At 71.6% G+C, this 20,841-nt stretch carries 11 protein-coding genes; 9 read left to right on the top strand and 2 right to left on the bottom strand.

Going from position 1 to position 20,841, the window contains the following annotated elements; all coding sequences use genetic code 11:
- Positions 1 to 205: 205 nt before the first annotated feature.
- Complete coding sequence (locus KV106_RS36175; RefSeq protein ID WP_261216654.1) at positions 206 to 1,102, bottom strand: AraC family transcriptional regulator; 897 nt, start codon at positions 1,100 to 1,102, stop codon at positions 206 to 208.
- A 99-nt stretch (positions 1,103 to 1,201) separates the two neighbouring features.
- On the opposite strand from KV106_RS36175, the gene KV106_RS36170 reads away from it, so the two are divergent.
- Entirely contained in the window at positions 1,202 to 1,963 is a 762-nt protein-coding gene (locus KV106_RS36170) for an SDR family oxidoreductase (RefSeq protein ID WP_261216652.1), read from the top strand.
- Positions 1,964 to 2,078: 115 nt separating this feature from the next.
- On the top strand, positions 2,079 to 2,663 hold the full coding sequence (locus KV106_RS36165) for a BPSL1445 family SYLF domain-containing lipoprotein (protein ID WP_261216651.1): 585 nt from the start codon (positions 2,079 to 2,081) through the stop codon (positions 2,661 to 2,663).
- Positions 2,664 to 2,685: 22 nt separating this feature from the next.
- On the opposite strand, the gene KV106_RS36160 is transcribed toward KV106_RS36165, so the two are convergent.
- Entirely contained in the window at positions 2,686 to 3,525 is an 840-nt protein-coding gene (locus KV106_RS36160) for a plasmid replication/partition related protein (RefSeq protein WP_261216650.1), read from the bottom strand.
- Positions 3,526 to 3,919: 394 nt separating this feature from the next.
- Here KV106_RS36160 and KV106_RS36155 point away from each other — a divergent pair, with 394 nt between their 5' ends.
- The 7 genes from KV106_RS36155 to KV106_RS36125 form a co-directional block, all read left to right on the top strand.
- Complete coding sequence (locus tag KV106_RS36155) at positions 3,920 to 4,444, top strand: sigma-70 family RNA polymerase sigma factor (protein WP_057596097.1); 525 nt, start codon at positions 3,920 to 3,922, stop codon at positions 4,442 to 4,444.
- A 117-nt stretch (positions 4,445 to 4,561) separates the two neighbouring features.
- Positions 4,562 to 4,816 carry an isopentenyl transferase family protein gene (locus tag KV106_RS36150; protein ID WP_261216649.1) on the top strand — a complete coding sequence of 85 codons (255 nt, stop codon included), beginning with the start codon at positions 4,562 to 4,564 and terminating at the stop codon, positions 4,814 to 4,816.
- 176 nt (positions 4,817 to 4,992) lie between these two features.
- Positions 4,993 to 5,247 carry an MbtH family protein gene (locus KV106_RS36145; RefSeq protein WP_261216647.1) on the top strand — a complete coding sequence of 85 codons (255 nt, stop codon included), beginning with the start codon at positions 4,993 to 4,995 and terminating at the stop codon, positions 5,245 to 5,247.
- Positions 5,248 to 5,306: 59 nt separating this feature from the next.
- A complete protein-coding gene (locus KV106_RS36140; protein ID WP_409976597.1) occupies positions 5,307 to 5,996 on the top strand; it encodes a thioesterase II family protein in 690 nt (229 codons plus the stop codon).
- Between the two features lie 102 nt (positions 5,997 to 6,098).
- Positions 6,099 to 11,414 carry a non-ribosomal peptide synthetase gene (locus KV106_RS36135; RefSeq protein ID WP_261216645.1) on the top strand — a complete coding sequence of 1,772 codons (5,316 nt, stop codon included), beginning with the start codon at positions 6,099 to 6,101 and terminating at the stop codon, positions 11,412 to 11,414.
- A complete protein-coding gene (locus KV106_RS36130) occupies positions 11,414 to 15,976 on the top strand; it encodes a type I polyketide synthase (protein WP_261216644.1) in 4,563 nt (1,520 codons plus the stop codon). Before KV106_RS36135 ends, KV106_RS36130 begins: the two co-directional genes overlap by 1 nt.
- Before the next feature lie 54 nt (positions 15,977 to 16,030).
- Positions 16,031 to 20,841, top strand: a 4,811-nt coding sequence (locus KV106_RS36125; RefSeq protein ID WP_261216642.1) for a non-ribosomal peptide synthetase, incomplete at its 3' end; no start/stop codon positions are given.

Here is a 20,841-nt window from a genome sequence, read left to right as displayed (position 1 = left end):
AGGCGGGCTTTGGAAATATGGTCGTGAACTCTTACGCGGTCCACGCTACGGCAAAGATTCCTTTGCGGAAGTCATTGTTGTTTTTCTCGTCGTAGTGACTTCGACGCGCTGGTGTGAGATTCAGCTTGCCTGGCCAGGCAACGCTCAGGTGGTCCGAGCGAAGGCGCATTGTAGCAGGCACGCGCATGCGGCCCCGTACAAGGGATCATCCACGGCGCGCGTAGCGTCCCGGCGGCAGTCCCACATGCCGGCTGAAGGCCGTGCTGAAGGTGCTCGCCGAGCCGTAGCCCACGCGTTGGGCAACCTCAGCGATCGCGAGATCGTGATGCTCGAGCAGGTTTTTCGCGAGCGCCATGCGCCAGGCCAGCAGATATTCCATCGGTGGCAGTCCGACGGCGCGCGTGAAGCGATCGAAGAAGGCCGAGCGCGACAGCGCGGCCTGCTGCGCGAGTTGCGCCATGGTCCATGGTCGCGCGGGATCCGCGTGCAGTTGGCGCAGCGCCAATGCGAGCCTCGCGTCGGCCAGTCCGCGCAGCAGGCCGGGTGGCGCATCCTCGCCGGAAGACGAACGCAGCGCTTCCACCAGCAGCACCTCGACGAGGCGCGTGAGCACGAGCTCGCGCCCGGAGCGCTCCTCGCTCGACTCCTCGCCGACCAGACGCACCAGCACCGACAGCCGGTCGACGCCGCGCACATGCACCAGCGTGGGCAGCAGCGAGACCAGCAAGGCCGCATCGGGCGAATCGAACACGAAGTAGCCACCGAGCAGGCGCACGTCGGGTGGGCCATCGCGCCTGCCGTGGCGAACCTCGCCTTCGGGTGCGGGCGCGAGCTTGGGATCGATGTGAACGGGTGCGGCCGCCTCGAAGCTCGACAGCGTGAAGCCCGGCGTCGCCGGCATGAGCACGAAGTCGCCCGCTTCGAGGGCGATGGCTTCCTCGCCCTCGACCGCGAGGCGGCAACTTCCGCTGATCACCGCGCAGAAGCTGGGCTGGCCGAAATCGGAATAGCGGACGGCCCAGCGACCAGCGCCGCTGATGCCCTTCGAGAACACGGCGCGCGGATTGAGCAGCGCGATGACCTCTGAGAGCGGATCGTTCATGGCCGGACGCTTGCAAAAGAATCGTGGACTTTTCATTGTAGATGGTCCGGTTTTCTCTGGATATCGTTCGCTTCCATGTCAACCACTCAGCAAACACCCATGAAAACCGTCCTCATCACCGGCTGCTCGTCCGGCTACGGCCTCGAGACCGCGCGCCACTTCCTGTCGCAGGGCTGGCGCGTGATCGCCACCATGCGCACGCCGCGCGAAGACCTGCTGCCGCGCGACGAGCGGCTGCGCATCGTGGCCCTCGACGTCACGAATCCGCACAGCATCGCCGCCGCGCTCGAGGCGAGCGGACCCATCGACGTGCTCGTCAACAACGCGGGCATCGGACTGCTCGGTGCCTTCGAGGCGACGCCGATGAGCACCATGCGCGAAGTCTTCGAGACCAACACCTTCGGCGTGATGGCGATGACGCAGGCGGTGTTGCCGCAGTTCCGCGCGCGCCGCGCCGGCGTGGTGGTGAACGTGACTTCGAGCGCCACGCTGGCACCGATGCCGCTGGTCGCGGTCTACACGGCCAGCAAGACGGCCATCGAAGGCTTCACGGGCTCGCTGGCGCACGAACTCGCGGCCTTCGACGTGCGCGTGAAGCTGGTGCAGCCAGGCTATGCGCCGAGCACGAACTTCACGAGCAATGGCCAGTCGCGCATGGAGGGCTTGATCCCGCCGGCCTATGGGGCCTATGCGCAGCAGGTCTTCGCGTCCTTCGCGGGCATCTCGGAAGTGACCACGGCATCCGACGTGGCCGAGACCGTGTGGCGCGCCGCGAACGACGAGACGGGGCAACTGCGCTTCCCCGCGGGTGCCGACGCGGTGGCGCTGGCCCGCTCGAACGTGCCTTCTGCATCGGCTTGAGTTGGCGTAGGCGGTCTTCCACAACGCGCCATGGAGCGATATGCGCGCCGTAGCATGGCCAGGCCCGCATCGTCGCGGGCACGGTTTGCGTCATGTTTCAGCAAAGGAGTTCGCCATGCCCATCTCTTCGCTTCGTACGGTGGCCGTCGCCTGTGCAGTGGCCGCGAGCAGCATTGCCTTCGTCGGTTGCACGACCACGCGTCCCGAGAACCAGGCCAGCAGCGCGTCCTCGCGCGCATCGATCGACGCACAGGTCGATGCCTCGCTGTCCAAGCTCTACGACTCGGTGCGCGGTTCGCGCGAACTCGTCGCCAAATCGAGCGGCGTGCTGGTGTTTCCGGCCGTGGTCGGCGCGAGCATGGGCGTGGGCGCCGAATACGGCCGCGGCGCCTTGCGCGTGAACGGCCGCACGCAGTCCTACTACAGCACCACCTCGGGCTCGATCGGCTTCCAGGCGGGCGCGCAGTCGAAGGCCGTGATCTACCTGTTCACCACGCAGGCCGCGCTCGACAAGTTCCGCAGCAGCAAGGGATGGACGGCCGGTGCCGATGCCACGGTGGCCGTCGCGACCATCGGTGCCAACGGCAGCATCGACACCAACACGGTCCGCCAGCCCGTGGTGGGCTTCGTGCTGACGAACGTGGGGCTCGAGGCCGGTGTCTCGGTGCAGGGCGCGAAGGTGACGGAGATCGCGCTCTGACGCGGTGCCCGCGGCCGCGCGCTCAGGCGGCCGCCAGTTGCAGCTGCAGCGTGGCGATCTGCTCGCGCAGCGCCTTGTTCTCGGATTCGAGCGCCGCCACGCGCTGCTTCAGCGCCTGAACCTGCTCGGAATCGGCCACATCGAACGGCGGCGATTCGGTGTCGGACGAGGTTTCGGCATCGTCCTCGCGCGGCTTGCGCTTCGCTTCGCGCGCTCGCTTGGCCGCGAGCTTCAGTTCGTCCTTGCCCGCGTTCGCGGCGGCCACCTGCTCCTCGGCGGGCAGGCTCGCCACGGCAGCAGCCGCGTTGATCGAGATAGTGCCGGACTTCACCGCGGCCACCACTTCGGGCGCGGCCTGCTTCTGGATCTTCTCGATCATCTGCACCTGGGTGCTGCTGATGCGCGCGGCCTTGGCGATGGCTTCGCGGCTGTTGAGCGGTGGAGGCGGCGGCACGCTCGCATCGTCGGCGCTCGCGGCCGAGCTCGCGGGCGCTTCGGCATCGGCGGTCGAAGACGACACGTTCGCCGAGCGCGCGCGGCGCTCCGTCACGATGTCCTTCTTGCGCAGCGCGAGCACGCCGCGCACGAAGTCCGAGATGCTGCGCCGGCCCAGGTGCTGGTCGATCATCCACAGGTGCACGTCCTCGATCGACTGGAAGCGCGTGTTCTGCACGGTCTGGAACGGCAGGCCATGCTTCTGGCAGATCGCATAGCGGTTGTGGCCGTCGACGAGAACGTCGCCCCACAGCACCAGCGCATCGCGGCAGCCTTCGGTCAGGATGCTGCGTTCGAGGGCTTCGTGCTCCTCGGGCGTGAGGGGATCGATATAGGCTTTGAGTTCTTCGTTGACGACGATGTTCATGGAGACGCGATCGGGCTGAGGGGCGGAATTCTAGAGGGCCGCCGATGCTGCAATGCCGCGAAGCAGTGCGCTGGATTGTCGACGTGCCGCAATGGCCGGCATGCAATGCCTGACGCATGCCTGTCAAACAATCTGGGCTATCATCGCCCGCCACCGCGCAAGCCAATGCGGGCCTGATGTTCCTTTCGCGGAACATCGTTCCGGTCCCGCTGCAACGTCAGTCCCCCCAAGTTTTTTCGTCCTGATTTCTCGCCCGAACGCGAGTTCAGAGGTGCCCGGAAACATGGTTATAGATAGGAATGATTCTTATTCTGTTTTGGATTACCAAAGTAGTAATCCAGAGCCTCCAGGATTCGCGTCGTCCACTTCGTCCCGCTCTCAAGAGGTGTTGCACATGCCATCGCATTTGTCCGAGCCCTCGCTCGGAGAGGTCTTCATCGCCCATCGAGCACAGCTGTGGCGCGTTGCCCGCAAGATCGTCAACACCCCGGACCTCGCGGACGACGTCGTGCAGGACGCCTATCTGAAGATCGTCGACGGCGCGTCCGTGCGGCTGGCCGAGAAACCCATCGGCTACTGCTGCCAGGTGGTGCGCAACATGGCGCTCGACTACTGCCGGCGCCACCGCGTCGAGGCGAACTACCGCACCTTCGACGTGGACGTGGAAGTGCTCGAGATCCCGAACGTCGAGACGCCCGATCGGCGCATGCGCGAGCGCCAGGTCCTGCATGCGATCGATCGCGCGCTGGCCGGGCTGCCGCCGCGCACGCGGCTGGTCTTCGAGCTCTATCGCCTCGAGGGGCTCACGCAGCGCGAGATCGCGGCGCGGCTCGATTGCGCGTTGGGCCTCGTCAACGGGTTGATCGCCGATGCCGCGGCCGCGATCAAGGGCTGTGCCCACCTGCTCGACGCCGACTGAGGGCCGAAGACCGTCCATGCATCGAGGCATGGGCATGGTTTGGTATGGTTCGTGCCTGCTGCGCTGGCAGCAAGGGGCCACCGGCACCGGCAAGAACAAAGCGAACCACCTTCTGGCATGACTCAAGACAAGGACGATCCCGTCTGGAATGCCGCGTGGACGTGGGTGCAGCGGGAATACGACCGCGACACCTTCGACGACGCGGCGCGGGACGAAATGACGACCTGGCTGGCGGCCGACCCGGCTCACCGCCGCGCCTACGACAAGGCGGCCCGCCTCTGGCTGCTCGCGGGCATGGTGCCACCCGTCAACGACATCGGCGGCGACGACATCCCGCACGACGACGCCGGCCACGCGCCCGGCAAGCACTGACGCATCGACGCGCGGCGAGCGCCTCGCCCGCGCGTCCGCATCCGGGGCCCGTCGACCCCGTGCAAATGAACAGATGACCCGCTGAAGCGTCCTGTTGAGCAGGAGCGCCCTTCCACGCGACGCCCGCACGGGCGGTCGCCGGCGCTTCCCATGTTCAACCGCACAAGGATGCCTCGATGTCTACCAGCTGTTTCGACCGCGAAGACGAAACCTTCATCGTCCTGGTCAACCACGAAGACCAATATTCCATCTGGCCGCACTGGAAGGCCGTGCCCAGCGGCTGGACCGTCGTCGACGGCGTCAAGGGCGACAAGAAGACGGTGCTGGCCTATGTCGAGCAGACCTGGACCGACATGCGCCCCCGCTCGCTGCGCGAATGGATGGCCGCGCAGGAAGGTCGGTCCGCGGCCACCGAAGGCGCGATCGGTTGAGCGTGGGCACGCCGGAGCTCGCGCTGCTGTGCCTGCCTTGTGCCGGCGCGAGCGCCACCATGTACCTGCGCTGGCGCCGCCTCGTGCCGCAATGGCTGCGGATCGTGCCCGTCGAACTGCCGGGCCGTGGCGCGCGCATGGGCGAGGATTTCGTCGAGGACTTCGATGCGCTCGTGGCGCGGCTGTGCACCGAGCAGGCCGCGGCGCTGCAGGGGCGCTTCGCGCTCTTCGGCCACAGCATGGGCGCGTTGCTGGCCTGGGGCATCGCGCGGCGCCTGCATGACGAGCGGCGTGCCTTGCCTCGGGCGCTGCTGGTGTCCGGCAGCGCGGCGCCTTCGTGCCGCGATCCCGATCGTTTCGCGGACAGGAACGACGACCGGGCGCTGATCGCCGACCTGCGCAGGCAGGGCGGCACGCCCGAGGAGGTCTTCGCGAGCGAGGAGCTGATGCGCATCACCCTCGACGTGCTCGCCGCCGACTACCGCATCTGCGAAAGCTTCGGCCAGCGCGAACGGCCGCCGCTGCCGTTGCCGATCCATGTCTTCGCGGGCCGCGACGACGACATCGACGCGGCGCGTGTCGAGGCCTGGTCGCGCGAGGCGACGCATGCGGTCACGCTCGACTGGTTCGATGGCGGCCACTTCTTCCTGCGGCATGGCGAAGGCGCGTTCCTCGAGGCCTTGTCGCGACGGCTCGCCCCGGGAGCGGTCGTGCCGGGCGGCCGCCACGCGACCCCTTCGCTGGTCTGACGATGGCCAGGACATGAGGCGGTGGGCTCGGCGACGGTGCAGGGATGCACCCCAATGACACGCGGCCGCGATGCCGCTTTCGATCGTCTGGAGGCTAGAGAAATGACAAGCAAGGCAGCGGCGCCGGCATCCGCATCCGCGCGCCCGCGCAACTTCGTGGCCCATCTGCGCGCACTGGCGCGGCAGCGCGCCGACCACACCTGGCTCACCGTCGTCGACGAAATCGGCGGCGTCCCGCGCGAGCAGTCCTTCTGCTACGGCGAGTTCGAGCACGGCGTGCGCGCGCTGGCCGCGCGGCTGCAGCGCGACCTGTCGCGCGGCGACCGCGCGCTGGTCATGCTCGACAACGGCGAGCACTACGCGATCGCCATGCTGGCCTGCTTCTACGCGGGCGTGATCGCGGTGCCGATCTTCCCGCCAGAGTCGGCCCGGCCCCAGCACCTCGCGCGCCTCGCGGGCGTGGCCGCCGACTGCGGCGCGCGCTGCGTGCTGACCACCGCGGCGCTCGAAGCGGCCATCGCCGCGACCGCGCCGACGCAGTTCGCCGGTGCCGCGATCCTCGCCGTCGATGCGGTCGACGCAGCGCTGGCCGAGTCCTGGCAGCCCTTCGATCCCGGCGACGACGACATCGCCTTCCTGCAATACACCTCGGGCTCGACCTCGGCACCCAAGGGCGTGATCGTCACGCACGGCAACCTGATGGCCAACGAGCATGCGATCCAGGTCGGCATGGGCATCGGGCCCGACGACAAGTTCGTCTCGTGGGCGCCGCTCTATCACGACATGGGCCTGATCGGCGGCCTGCTGCAGCCGCTCTACAGCGGCATCCCGCTGGTGCTGACCTCGCCGCGCCACTTCCTCGAGCGGCCGGTGCGCTGGCTCGAGCTGATCTCGCGCCACCGCGCCACGCTCAGCGGCGGGCCCGACTTCGCGTTCCGCCTGTGCCTCGAGCGCGTGAAGGACGCGCAGCTCGCCACGCTCGACCTGTCGAGCTGGCGCGTGGCCTACACCGGCGCCGAGCCGGTGCGCGCCGACACCGAGGCTGCCTTCATCGAGCGCTTCGCCGCCGCCGGTTTCGATGCCGGCGCGGCCTATCCCTGCTACGGGCTGGCCGAGGCCACGCTCTACGTCACGGGCGGGCGGCGCGGCGACGGCATGGTCGCGCGCGCTTTCTCGAACGCGGGCCTGGCCGCGGGGCAGGGCACGCCGAGCCTGCCGGGCGAGGACGGCACGGTGCTGGTCGGCTGTGGCGGCGTGGCGGTCGAGCACCGCGTGGAGATCGTCGATCCGGCCACGCGCGCGGTGCTCGAGGAGGGCGCCATCGGCGAGATCTGGATCGCCGGCGCGAGCATCGGTGCCGGCTACTGGGGCAACGAAAGCGCCTCGGGCGAGACCTTCGTCGAGCGCGACGGCCTGCGCTGGCTGCGCACCGGCGACCTCGGCTTCTTCCATGAGGGCCAGCTCTACGTCACGGGCCGCATCAAGGACCTGATCATCGTGCGCGGCCACAACATCTATCCGCAGGACATCGAGCGCGCGATCGAGGCCGAGGTCGAGGCGGTGCGCAAGGGCCGCGTCGCGGTCTTCGCGGCCCATGGTCCCGACGGCGAGGGCATCGGCGCGGCCGCCGAGATCTCGCGCAGCATGCAGAAGCTGGTGCCGCCGCAGCTGCTGGTCGAGGCGCTGAGCGCCGCGGTCAGCGAGGTGTTCGGCGAGCCGCTGTCGGCCGTGGTGCTGCTCAACCCGGGCGGCATGCCCAAGACCACCAGCGGCAAGCTGCAGCGCGGCGCCTGCCGCGCGGGCTGGCTCGATCGCAGTGCCGATGCCTATGCGATCCACGAGCGCGGCCGCTTCGTGAAGGGCGGCCCCGCCACCGAGGCGGTCGCGGAAATGGTGCTCGACGACACGGAACGCGTCCTCGATGCGATCTGGCGCGAGGTGCTGCGCCAGGCCGACGCGCCCGCGCTGCCGCGCGACGCGCACTTCTTCGCGCGCGGCGGCAACTCGCTGAGCGCCACGCAGGCCGCCGCGCGCATCGCCTCGCACTGGGAGATCGACTTTCCCGTGCGGCTGCTGTTCGAGCAGCCGCGCCTGCGCGAATGCGCGGCCGCCGTGGGCCGGCTGCGGGCCACGGGCCGGCGCGAGCGTCCCGCGCCCGTCGCCGTGCTCGGCGCGGCGCAGCGCGCGCAGGGCCTGCCGCTCTCGCATGCGCAGGAGCGCCAATGGTTCCTGTGGCAGCTCGATCCCCGAAGCGCGGCTTATCACATGAGCGGTGCGATGCAACTGCGCGGCGCCCTCGATGCCGATGCGCTGCGCGCCGCGCTCGGCGACCTGGTGGCGCGCCACGAGTCGCTGCGCACCGTGTTCCGCGCGGGCGCGGACGGCGTGCCGATGCAATGGGTGCGGGAGGCCGCCGAGGCGAGCGTCGAGATCGTCGACCTGCGCACGCAGCCCGCCGACACGCGCGAGGCGAAGCTGGCCGAGGAAGCGCGCCGCATCAAGGCCACCCCCTTCGATCTCACGCAGGGCGGCCTGCTGCGCGTCGCGCTGCTGCGCACCGCCGACGCGGCCCAGTTGCTGGTCGTCGCGATGCACCACATCGTCTCCGACGGCGCCTCGATGCAGGTGCTGCTCGAGGAACTGGCCGCGGGCTATGCCGCGCGCCTGCAGGGCCGCGCGGCCGGCATCGCCGCGCCCGCGCTGCAATACGCCGACTACGCCGCCTGGCAGCGCGACTGGCTCGCGGCCGGCGAGGCCGAGCGCCAGGCCGCCTGGTGGCGCGCGCAGCTGGGCCACGAGCACCCGGTGCTCGAGCTGCGCACCGACCGCCCGCGCCAGCCGCGCGCGAGCTACCGCGCCGCGCGCCATGGCTTCGAGCTGTCCGCGCCGCTGCTCGCGACGCTGCGCGCGCTGGCGCAGGCCGAGGGCGCCACGCTGTTCGTCGTGCTGCTGGCGGGGCTGCAGGCGCTGCTGCACCGCTACACCGGCCAGCAGGACATCCGTGTCGGCGCCGCCGTCGCCAACCGCGGCCGGCCCGAGTTCGAGCGGATCATCGGCCTGTTCGTCAACACGCTGGTGCTGCGCAACCGCATCGACGGCCGCACGCCGCTGGCCGGCGTGCTCGCGCAGGCGCGCGAAGCGGTGCTCGGCGCGCAGGCGCACCAGGACCTGCCGTTCGAGCAGCTCGTGCAGCTGCTGCAGCCCGAGCGCAGCATGAGCCACAGCCCGCTGGTGCAGGTGATGTTCAACCACCTGCTCGAGGACCGCGGCGCGCTGCGCCAGCTCGGCGGCCTCGATGCCGAGGACCATGCGCTGCCCGACCTCGAGGCCCAGTTCGAACTCGTGCTCGAAGTGCGCGAGCGCATGGACGGTCCGCCGCGGCTCGACTTCATCTACGCGGCGGAGCTGTTCGACGCCGACACCATCGAGCGCATGGCCGGCCATTACCTCGCGCTGCTCGAGGCCCTGGCGGGCGATGCCACGCGCACGGTCGGCGATGTCGCGCTGCTGGCGGCGAGCGAGCAGGCCGAGATCGCGCGCTGGAGCGTCGATGCCACGCGCGAGCCCGGCGCCGAGCCGGTGCACCGCGCCATCGCGCACCATGCGCGGCAGCAGCCCGCGGCCATCGCCCTGCTGTTCGCCGACGAGGCCCTGAGCTTCGCCGAGCTCAACCGCCGCGCCAACCGCCTCGCGCACCGCCTGGTCGCGCTCGGCGTGCGGCCCGATGCGCGCGTGGGCATCGCGATGGAACGCAGCGTCGAGCTGGTCGTGGGCCTGCTCGCGATCCTCAAGGCCGGCGGCGCCTACCTGCCGCTCGACCCCGACTACCCGGCGCAGCGCCTGGCCTACATGGTCGACGACAGCGGCATCGACCTCCTGCTCGCCCACCGCGCCACGCGCGACTGCATCGCCGCGCGCGGCGGGCTCCGGGTGCTCGAGATCGACAGCCTCGACCTCGGCAGCGAGCCCGAATCCGACCCCGAGGTCGCGCTGCACGGCGAGAACCTCGCCTACGTGATCTACACCTCGGGCTCCACCGGCAGGCCCAAGGGCGCGGCCGTGCGGCACGGCGCGCTGCACAGCTGCATGGCCTGGATGCAGCGCGTCTACGGTCTTTCGCGCGACGACACGGTGCTGCACAAGGCACCGTTCGGCTTCGACGTGTCGGTGTGGGAGATGTTCTGGCCGATGACGGCCGGCGCGCGGCTCGTGGTCGCCAACCCCGGCGACCACCGCGATCCCGAACGGCTGGTGCAACTGATCGAGCGCCACCAGGTCACGACGCTGAACTTCGTGCCCTCGATGCTGCAGGCCTTCCTCGCGCATCCGGGCATCGAGTCGCGCACGCGGCTGCGCTACATCATCTGCGGCGGCGAGGCGATGCCGGCCGAGACGCAGAAGGAGGCGCTGCGGCGCCTGGCCGGTGCCTCGCTGCAGAACCTCTACGGTCCGACCGAGACCACCATCCACGTCACGCGGTGGACCTGCCGCGACGATGGCGAAAGCCTGGTGCCGATCGGCCGCCCGATCAGCGACACCCGGGCCTGGGTGCTCGACGCCGAACTCAACCGCGTGCCGCGCGGCGTGGCCGGCGAGCTCTATCTCGGCGGCGTCAACCTCGCGCGCGGCTACCTGAACCGCGCCGGCCTCAGCGCCGAGCGCTTCGTGGCCGATCCTTTCGGCCAGGGCGACCGGCTCTACCGCACCGGCGACCTGGTGCGCTGGAACGCCGAAGGCCAGATCGAGTACCTGGGCCGCATCGACCACCAGGTCAAGATCCGCGGCCTGCGCATCGAGCTCGGCGAGATCGAGGCCCAGCTCGCGGCCCAGCCCGAGGTGCGCGAGTCGGTGGTGGTCGCGAAGGAAGGCCCGGCCGGCGCCACGCTGGTCGGCTACGTCTCGCCGCGCGGCGACGCGCCCGTCGACACCGCCGCGCTGCGCGAGCGCCTCGGCCGGTCGCTGCCCGACTACATGGTGCCGCGCGCCATCGTCGTGCTCGATGCGTTGCCGCTCAATGCCAACGGCAAGGTCGACCGCAAGGCGCTGCCCGAGCCCGACGGCCTGGCCGACGCGCGTGCCTACGAGGCGCCGCAGGGCGAGGTGGCGCGCACGCTCGCGGCCATCTGGTCCGAGGTGCTGCAGGTGCCTCAGGTCGGCCAGCACGACAACTTCTTCGACCTCGGCGGCCATTCGCTGCTGCTGATCCGCGCGCACCGCCTGCTGCAGGACCGGCTGCGCATCGAGCTGCCGCTGGTCCAGCTGTTCAAGCACCCCACGGTCGAGTCGCTGGCGCGCGCCATCGAGCAGGGCGGCGGCCGTGCCGAGGCCGCCGCCGCGTCGGCCGCCATCGACGAGCGCGCGCTGCGCCAGCGCGCCGCCATGCTTCAACGCCGCAAGGCGGCAGAAAGAGTCCACTGATGTCCACGCCCGAGTCCTTCGACGCCGTTCCCGGCGAACCCACCGGCCTGGAGATCGCCATCGTCGGCATGGCCGGTCGCTTTCCCGGCGCCGACGATGTCGATGCCTTCTGGCGCAACATCCGCGACGGCGTGGAGTCGATCCGGCGCTTCTCCGACGAGGAGCTGCGCGCGCAGGGCGTGCCGCAGTCGGTGCTCGAGGAGCCCGACTACGTCAAGGCCGGCGTGCGCTTCGAGGGCTTCGACCAGTTCGACGCCGCCTTCTTCGGCTACGCGCCGCGCGAGGCCGAGACCCTCGATCCGCAGCAGCGCATCTTTCTCGAATGCGCCTGGTCCTCGCTCGAGCATGCGGGCTGCGATCCCGAGCGCTGGCAGGGCAAGGTCGGCGTGTACGCGGGCGAGGGCGCCAACGTCTACCTGATCCGCAACCTGCTGCCCTCGTTCGGCCTCGGCGCGCACAGCGGCATCGCCGACCTGCTGGGCCTGATGAGCGGCAACTCGGGCGGTTCGCTGTGCACGCGCGTGGCCTACAAGCTCGACCTGCGCGGCCCGGCCGTGAGCGTGCAGACCGCCTGCTCGACCTCGCTGACGGCGGTGCACACCGCCTGCCAGGCGCTGCTGGCGCACGACTGCGACATGGCGCTCGCGGGCGGCGTATGGCTCAACCTGCTGCAGGAAGGCGGCTACCGCTGGCAGGCCGGCGCCATCCTCTCGCCCGACGGCCACTGCCGCGCCTTCGACGCCGAGGCCGCCGGCACGGTGATCGGCAGCGGCGCGGGCGTGGTCGTGCTCAAGCGGCTCGACGAGGCGCTGCGCGACGGCGACACCATCCATGCGGTCATCAAGGGCAGCGCGGCCAACAACGACGGCTCGGCCAAGGTCGGCTTCACCGCGCCCAGCGTGGACGGCCAGGCCGAGGTGATACGCGCGGCGCAATTGATCGCGGGCGTGTCGGCCGACACCATCGGCTATGTCGAGACCCACGGCACCGGCACCACGCTCGGCGACCCGATCGAGATCGCCGCGCTGACCCAGGCCTTCCGCGCCGACACCGAGCGGCGCGGCTTCTGCGCCCTCGGTTCGGTCAAGACCAACATCGGCCACCTCGACGCAGCCGCCGGCGTGGCCGGCCTCATCAAGACCGCGCAGGCGCTGCGCCACCGCGTGCTGCCCGCGAGCCTGCATTTCCGCGCGCCCAATCCGCGGATCGACTTCGCGAACAGCCCGTTCTACGTCAACACGGTGTCGAAGCCCTGGCCCGAAGGCCCGGTGCCGCGCCGCGGGGGCGTGAGCTCGTTCGGCATCGGCGGCACCAACGTGCACGTGGTGCTCGAGGAAGCGCCCCCCGTTCGCGCCGAAAGGAACGCGGGCGGCTGGCAGGTGCTGCCGCTGTCGGCGCAGGCGCCCGCCGCGCTGCGGGAGGCCGCGGCGCTGCTGGCCGACCACCTCGAGGCGCATCCCGAGGCATCGCTGGCCGATGTCGCGCAGACCCTGCAGAACGGCCGCCGTGCCTTCGCGCAGCGCGCCGCGGTGGTGGCGGGCGACACCGCCTTCGCGCTGCAGTCGCTGCGCGCGGCCGCGGACGATCTCGATGCGCCGCAGCGCGCGCCCGAGACGGCGCCCGAGGTCGTCTTCCTGTTCCCGGGCGGCGGCACGCAGCACGCCAACATGGGCCTCGCGCTGTACCGCGACCATTCGGTGTTCCGCGAGGAGGTCGACCGCTGCTGCGCGCTGCTCGAGAACATCCTCGGCGAGGACCTGCGCGCGCTGCTGTACCCCGCGCCGGAGGCGGAGGCGGAGGCCGACGCGCGGCTCGCGCGCATCGAGTACACGCAGCCGCTGCTGTTCGTCGCCGAGTACGCGATGGCGCGGCTGTGGATGGCGCGCGGCGTGCGGCCCGCGCTGATGCTGGGCCACAGCCTCGGCGAGTACGTCGCGGCCTGCCTCGCGGGCGTGTTCCGGCTCGAGGACGCGCTGCGCATCGTGGCCGAGCGCGGCCGCCTGATGCAGTCGATGCAGCCCGGCGCCATGACCGCCATCGCGCTGTCCGAAGCCGAACTGCAGCCCTTCCTGGCCACCGGTTGCGACATCGCCGCCATCAACGGCGAACAGCTGTGCGTGCTGGCCGGGCCGCTCGCGGCCATCGAGGCGGCCGAGGCGCGGATGAGCGCGCGCGGCCTGCTGCCGCGCCGGCTGCTGGTGTCGATCGCCTCGCATTCGGCGCTGACCGATCCGATCGTGGACGCGCTGCGGGAGGTGGTCGCGGGCGTGCCGCGCCAGGCACCGGGCATTCCCTTCCTCTCCAACGTCACCGGCCGGCCGATCACCGCGCAGGAAGCCGTCGATCCGGCCTACTGGGCCCGCCACCTGCGCGGCACGGTGCGCTTCGCCGACGGCCTCGCGCACCTGCTGGGCACGCCAGGCCGCGTGCTGCTCGAAGTGGGGCCGGGCGAAACGCTCAGCGGCCTCGCGCGCCAGCATCCGCTGGCGGCCTCGGCCGCCGGCATCGTGTCGAGCCAGGGTCACCCGCAGCAGCGGCTGCACAACGAACGCCACATGGCCGGCGCGATCGGCGCGCTGTGGTGCGCCGGCGTGCCGATCGACTGGCAGGCCTGCCATCCCGGCCGCGCCGCGCGCCGCGTGCCGCTGCCGACCTATGCGTTCCAGCGCCAGTCGTACTGGAAGGAGGCCGCGCCCGCCGATGCACCGGCCGCCGCCGCCAGCGGCCCGTTCCACGTGCCCGCATGGAAGCGCCTCGACCCGGCCGAGCCCGTGGCGGGCGCCGCGCCCGCCGACGGCTGCACGCTGGTGATCGGCAATGCCGACGACTTCCAGCGTGCCTTCGTCGAGCACCTGCGCCAGGCCTGGCCCGGCCACGCGGTCGTGCGCGTCGACCATGCGCAGGTCTTCGCCGAGCATGCGCCGCACCACTACGCGCTGCGCGCCGGCGAGCGCGCCGACCACGAGGCCGTGCTGCGCAAGGTGCGATCGGCCTTCGGGCCGGTCGCGCGCATCCATCACCTGGGTGGTATCGATGCCGACGCGCCCGTCGCTGCCGATGCGGCTGCCGAGACCGCGCTCGAGCGCGGCTTCTTCAGCCTGTTCGCGCTGGCGCAGGCGCTCGAGGCCGTCGCCGCGGGCGGCGAGCGTCGGCTGTCGCTGCAGGCGGTGCTCACCCAGTCCGAGGACGTCGCGGGCGATGAACTGCTGTGCCCCGAGAAGGCCACCGTCTTCAGCCTCTGCAAGGTGATCGGCCAGGAATACCCGCACATCGATGCGCGCGTGGCCGACGTGGTGCTGCCGGCCGCGGGCAGCGGCGCGCAGGCGCGGCTGTTCGCGCAGCTGGCGGCGGGCGCGCATGCGGGCACCGACGAGACGCGGATCGCGCTGCGCGGCCCGCACCGCTGGGTCCGCGGCTACGAGCCATTGCCGGCGGCATCGGGCACGCCGATCCAGCGCTTCCGCCAAGGCGGGGTCTACCTCGTCACCGGCGGCCTCGGCGGCGTGGGGCTCGCGGTCGCACGCCACCTGGCTGCCTCGTGGCAGGCGCGCCTCGTGCTGCTGGGCCGCTCGCCGGTGCCCGCGCGCGCCGAATGGGAAGGCCTGGCCGGCGACGACGCGCAGCCGCCGGCCCTGCGCGCGAAGCTGCGCCAGCTGCTCGAACTGGAAGCCCTGGGTTCCGAGGTGCTGGTGCTGTCGGCCGACGTGGCCGATGCCGCGCAGATGCGCGCGGTCGCCGCGCAGGCGCGCGAGCGCTTCGGCGCGGTGCATGGCGTGATCCACGCGGCCGGCCATGCCGACAGCGGCATGATCGGCCAGCGCACGCGCGCCCGCGTCGACGCGGTGTTCGCGCCCAAGCTGCGCGGCACGCGCTGCCTGCTCGAGGCGCTGCGCGGCGAGCCGCTCGACTTCGTGCTGCTGTGCTCGTCCATCTCCAGCATGGCCGGCGGCCTCGGCATGAGCGACTACGCCGCCGCGAACGCCTGCCTCGATGCGCTGGCGGCGCTGTGGCAGCGCAGCGCGCCGTACCCGGTGGTCTCGGTCAACTGGGACGCCTGGCGCGACCTCGGCATGGCCGCGGGCCGCGTGCTGCCCGAGGGCATCGGCATGGACGGCCCCGAGGGCGCGCGCGCGCTCGAGCGCATCGTCAACGGCCCGGCCTTCGCGCAGGTCGCGATCTCCACCACCGACCTCGCGCAGCGCCTGGGCCAGCTCGACAACGGCATGCTGGCGCTGGTCGAGACCGGCCCGGCGGTACGGAAGAAGCGCCGCAGCCATCCGCGGCCCGCGCTCTCCACCGCCTACGCCGCGCCCGACGGCGACCTCGAGCAGGGCCTCGCCGGCCTCTGGCAGGAGATGCTGGGCATCGCCGGCGTCGGCGTCGACGACAACCTGTTCGAGCTCGGCGGCGATTCGCTGCTCGCGATCCAGATCCTCGCGCGTGCCCGCAAGGCCTACGAGGTCGAACTGCATCCCGCCGCCTTCTTCAAGGCGCCCACCATCCGCGAACTCGCCGTGCTGGTCGAGACGCGGCTGATCGAAGAGATAGAGAACGCCGCCTAGCCCTGGCTCCCCCCGGGGCCCATGGCCCGCCCGCACCTGTTCGCCGAAGAAACCATGTCCAACATCCAAGACATCGCCGCGCGCCGCGCCAACCTCACCCCCGAACAGCGCGAACGGCTGAAGCAGCGGCTGCGCGGCGGCGCCGACAGCGGCCGCGCCGAACAGCCGATTCCGCGGCATGCCTCGGAGGACGGCCTGGCGCCGTTGTCCGCGGCGCAGCAGCGCCAGTGGTTCCTCTGGAAGCTCGATCCCGCGCGCACCGCCTATCACCTGAGCGGAGGCCTGCGGCTCGCCGGCGCGCTCGACGCCGATGCGCTGCGCGCCGGCCTGCAGGCGCTGGTCGAGCGGCACGAATCGCTGCGCACCGTGTTCGTCGAGAGCGCGCGCGACGATGGCGAGGCGATGCAGCGCGTGCTGGCCTCGCTCGAGATCGATCTGCGTTGCGAGGACCTGCGCGGTCTCGACGACGCGGCGCGCGATGCCGCGGTGCACGAGCGGGTCGAGGCGATCCGCACCGAGCCCTTCGACCTGGTGCGCGGGCCGCTGCTGCGCACGCGGCTGCTGCGCACCGGCGATGCCGACCACCGGCTGCTGGTGGTGATGCACCACATCGTGTCCGACGGCTGGTCGGTCCAGCTGATCCTCGACGAACTCGCGCTCGAATACGCGGCGCGGGTGCGCGGCGAGCAGCCCGCGCATGCGCCGCTGCCGGTGCGCTATGGCGACTACGCCGCCTGGCAGAACCGCTGGCTCGACGAGGGCGGCGACGAGGGCGAAGGGGGCCGCCAGCTCGCCTGGTGGCGCGCGCGCCTGGGCACCGACCAGCCGGCGACCGCGCTGCGGACCGACCGGCCGCGCCGCGCCGACGGCCGCTACCGCGCCGCGCACCACACGGTCACGCTGCCGGCGGACGTGGTGCAGTCGCTGCGCCAGCGCGCGCAGGCGCAGGGCGCGACCGTGTTCATGGCGCTGCTGGCGGGCTTCAATGCCCTGCTGTATCGCCATTGCGCGCAGTCCGAACTGCGCGTGGGCGTGCCGATCGCCAACCGCCATCGCCCCGAGACCGCCGGCATCGTCGGCTTCTTCGTCAACACGCAGGTGCTGCCCGCGCGAGTCGATCCACGCATGTCCTTCGACGAACTGCTGGCGCAGACGCGCGACGCGGCGATCGGCGCGCAGGCGCACCAGGACCTGCCCTTCGAGCGGCTGGTCGGCGCCCTGCGGCCGGAGCGCAGCCTCAGCGTGAACCCGCTGTTCCAGGTGATGTTCAACCATGTGCGGCGCGACCACCGTTCGCTGGCCGACTGGCCGGGCATCGCCGTCGAGCGGCTGGACTTCGAGGAAGAGGATGCGCAGTTCGAGCTGACGCTGCAGACCCTCGAGTTCGAGGACGGCCGCATCGACGCCACGCTGCTGCATGCGGTGGAGCTGTTCGATGCCGCGTCGATCGCGCGCATGGCGACGCACTACGTCGCCTTGCTGCGCGCGCTCGCGCAGACGCCGCAGCTGGCGATCGGCGAGGTGCCGATGCTCGGCGAGCCGGAGCGCGCGCTGCTTGCCGCCTGGAGCGAGAACCCGAGCGCGCACGGTGATGGGCGAGCGGTGCACGCGCTGATCGAGGCGCACGCGCGGGCCGAGCCCGCTGCGCCGGCGCTGGCCTTCGACGAGCAGGTGCTCGGCCGCAGGGAGCTGAACGCGCGCGCGAACCGGCTGGCGCACCGCCTGATCGCGCTGGGCGTGAAGCCCGAGACGCGCGTGGGCCTGCTGGCGCAGCGCTCGGTGGAGATGATGGTGGGCATCCTCGCGGTGCTCAAGGCCGGCGGCGCCTATGTGCCGCTGGATCCGGAGTACCCGGCGGAACGCCTGGGCTACATGATCGAGGACAGCGGCATCGCGCTGCTGCTGGTGCAGGGCGGCCTGCGCGCGCCGGCCTCGGTGGCCTCGATGGCTGAGGGCCCGCGGGTGCTGGACCTCGACACCGTGGATGTCTCGGGCGAGCGCGCGACCGACCCCGAGGTGGCGGTGCACGGCGAGCAGCTGGCGTACGTGATCTACACCTCGGGCTCGACGGGGCGGCCCAAGGGCGCGGCGGTGCGCCACGCGGCGCTGTCCAGCTGCATGGCGTGGATGCAGGCGAACTACGGGCTGACGGCGGCGGACACGGTGCTGCACAAGGCGCCATTCGGCTTCGACGTGTCGGTGTGGGAGATGTTCTGGCCGCTGACTACCGGCGTGAAGCTGGTGATCGCGAACCCCGGGGACCACCGGGACCCGGAGCGGCTGGTGCGGCTGATCCAGCGCCACCAGGTGACGACGCTGAACTTCGTGCCCTCGATGCTGCAGGCCTTCCTCGGGCACGAGGGGATCGAGCGGAGCACGCGGCTGCGCTACATCATCTGCGGCGGGGAGGCGATGCCGGCGGCGACGCAGTCGGAGGCGCTGCGCAGGCTGAAGGGCGCGTCGCTGCAGAACCTGTACGGGCCGACGGAGACGACGATCCACGTGACGCAGTGGACGTGCCGCGACGATGGAAGCAGCCAGGTGCCGATAGGCCGTCCGATCAGCGAGACGAGCGCGTGGGTGCTGGATGGGCAGCTGGAGCCGGTGGCGCTGGGCGTGGCGGGGGAGCTGTACATCGGCGGAGGCCTGCTGGCGCGCGGCTACCTGGGGCGTCCCGGGCTGACGGCGGAGCGCTTCGTGGCGGCGGCCGATGGCCGGCGGCTGTACCGCACGGGGGACCTGGTGCGCTGGAACTCGGAAGGGCAGCTGGACTACCTGGGTCGCATCGACCACCAGGTGAAGGTGCGCGGGCTTCGCATCGAGCTCGGGGAGATCGAGGCGCAGCTGCTGGCGCAGGCGGAGGTGCGCGAGGCGGTGGTGGTGGCCAAGGAGGGCGCGGGCGGGACGAGGCTGGTGGGCTATGTGAGCGCGCAGGCGGGGCAGGTGCTGGACGTGGCGCGCATGCGCGAGCGGCTGGGGGCGGTGCTGCCGGACTACATGGTGCCGGGGGCGCTGGTGGTGCTGGAGGGGTTGCCGCTGAATGCGAACGGGAAGGTGGACCGCAAGGCGCTGCCGGAGGCGGAGTTCGCGAGCGAGCGGGCGTACGAGGCGCCCGAGGGGGAGGTGGAGCAGGCGCTGGCGGATATCTGGGCGGAGGTGCTGGGCGTGCAGCGCGTGGGACGCAACGACAACTTCTTCGAGCTCGGCGGCGATTCGATCCTGAGCCTCAAGGTCGTGGCCCGCGCCCATCGCGCCGGCCTGCGCGCGAGTCCACGCCAGATGCTCGCGCACCAGCTGCTGTCGGAGCTCGCGCATGCCGTCGGGGCTGCCGCGCAGCCATCGGCGCATGAGGCGCCGGCGATCACCGCGCTGCCCGCCGCGCGGCGTGGCGGCCGGCTCGCGCTGTCGCACGCACAGCTGCGCCAATGGTTCCTGTGGCAGATCGATCCGCGCGGCACCGCTTACCACATCAGCGGCGCGCTGCGGCTCGACGGCAGGCTGGATGCCGAGGCCGTGCGCGATGCGCTGCATGCGATCGTGCAGCGCCACGAATCGCTGCGCACCGTGTTCCGCGCCGACGCGCAGGGCCTGGCCGAGCAATGGATCCTCGATCCGGGCCCGCTCGATTTCGCGCTGGTCGACCTGCGCGACGTGGCCGGCCGCGAGGCGCGCGAGGCGCGCGCGAGACAGGAGGCGCGCGCGCTGAGCGACACGCCCTTCGACCTCGGCGAAGGCCCGCTGCTGCGCGTGCGCCTCGTGCGCATCGAGGCCGAGTCGCACCTGCTCGTGGTGGTGATGCACCACATCGTGTCGGACGGCTGGTCGATGCAGATCGTGGTCGACGAGTTCGTCGAGCGCTATCGCGCCCGCGTGCTCGGCCAGCCGCTCGCGCTGCCGGCCCTGGCGCTGCAGTACGCCGACTATGCCGCCTGGCAGCGCGGCTGGCTCGAGGCCGGCGAGCGCGAGCGCCAGCTCGCCTACTGGACCGCGCAGCTCGGCGGCGCGCAGCCGGTGCTGCAGGTGCCCACCGACCGCGCGCGCCGCGCGGACGGCCGCTATGTCGCCGTGCGCCACGACTTCGCGCTGCCCGCGGAACTCGTGGCGGCGCTGCGGCGGCGCGCGCAGGGCGAGGGCGCCACGCTGTTCATGGCGCTGCTCGCGGGCTTCCAGGTGCTGCTGCACCGCATCACCGGCGAGCGCGACATCCGGCTCGGCGTGCCGGTCGCGAACCGGCACCGGCCCGAGATCGAGAGCGTGATCGGCTTCTTCGTCAACACGCAGGTGCAGCGCAATCCGATCGACGAGCGCGCGAGCCTGCTGCAGGCGCTGCGCCAGGCGCGCGACGCGGCGCTGGGCGCGCAGGCGCACCAGGACCTGCCGTTCGAGCAGCTGGTGGAGGCGCTGCAGCCCGAGCGCAGCCTGGGCACCAGCCCGCTGTTCCAGGTGCTGTTCAACCACCAGCGCGCCGATTTCCGCGCGCTCCAGGGGCTGCCCGGCCTCATGCTCGGCGACTACGAACTCGAGGCACAGGCCGCGCAGTTCGAGCTGGCGCTGGACACCTCCGAGGACATGAACGGCCAGGTGCGTGCCAGCCTGCGCTATGCGTCGGAGCTGTTCGATGCCTCGACCATCGAGCGCATGGCGGGCCACTACCTCGCGGTGCTCGATGCGCTCGCGAATGCGCCGTCGCAGGCCGTCGGCGCCGTGGCGCTGATGGGCGAGGCCGAGCGCGCGCAGCTGTCCGCCTGGGGCGCGCCGCGCGGCCGTTTCGCGGGCGAGGCGACGCTGCACGAGCGCATCGCGCGCCAGGCGTCGGCGCGCCCCGACGCGCAGGCGGTGGTCTTCGGCGAGCACCACCTGAGCTA

Source organism: Variovorax endophyticus, from assembly GCF_025376855.1.
GTDB lineage: Bacteria > Pseudomonadota > Gammaproteobacteria > Burkholderiales > Burkholderiaceae_C > Variovorax.
Note: the sequence above shows the minus strand (reverse complement) of the source record. Positions and strands in the feature narration are given on the sequence as shown.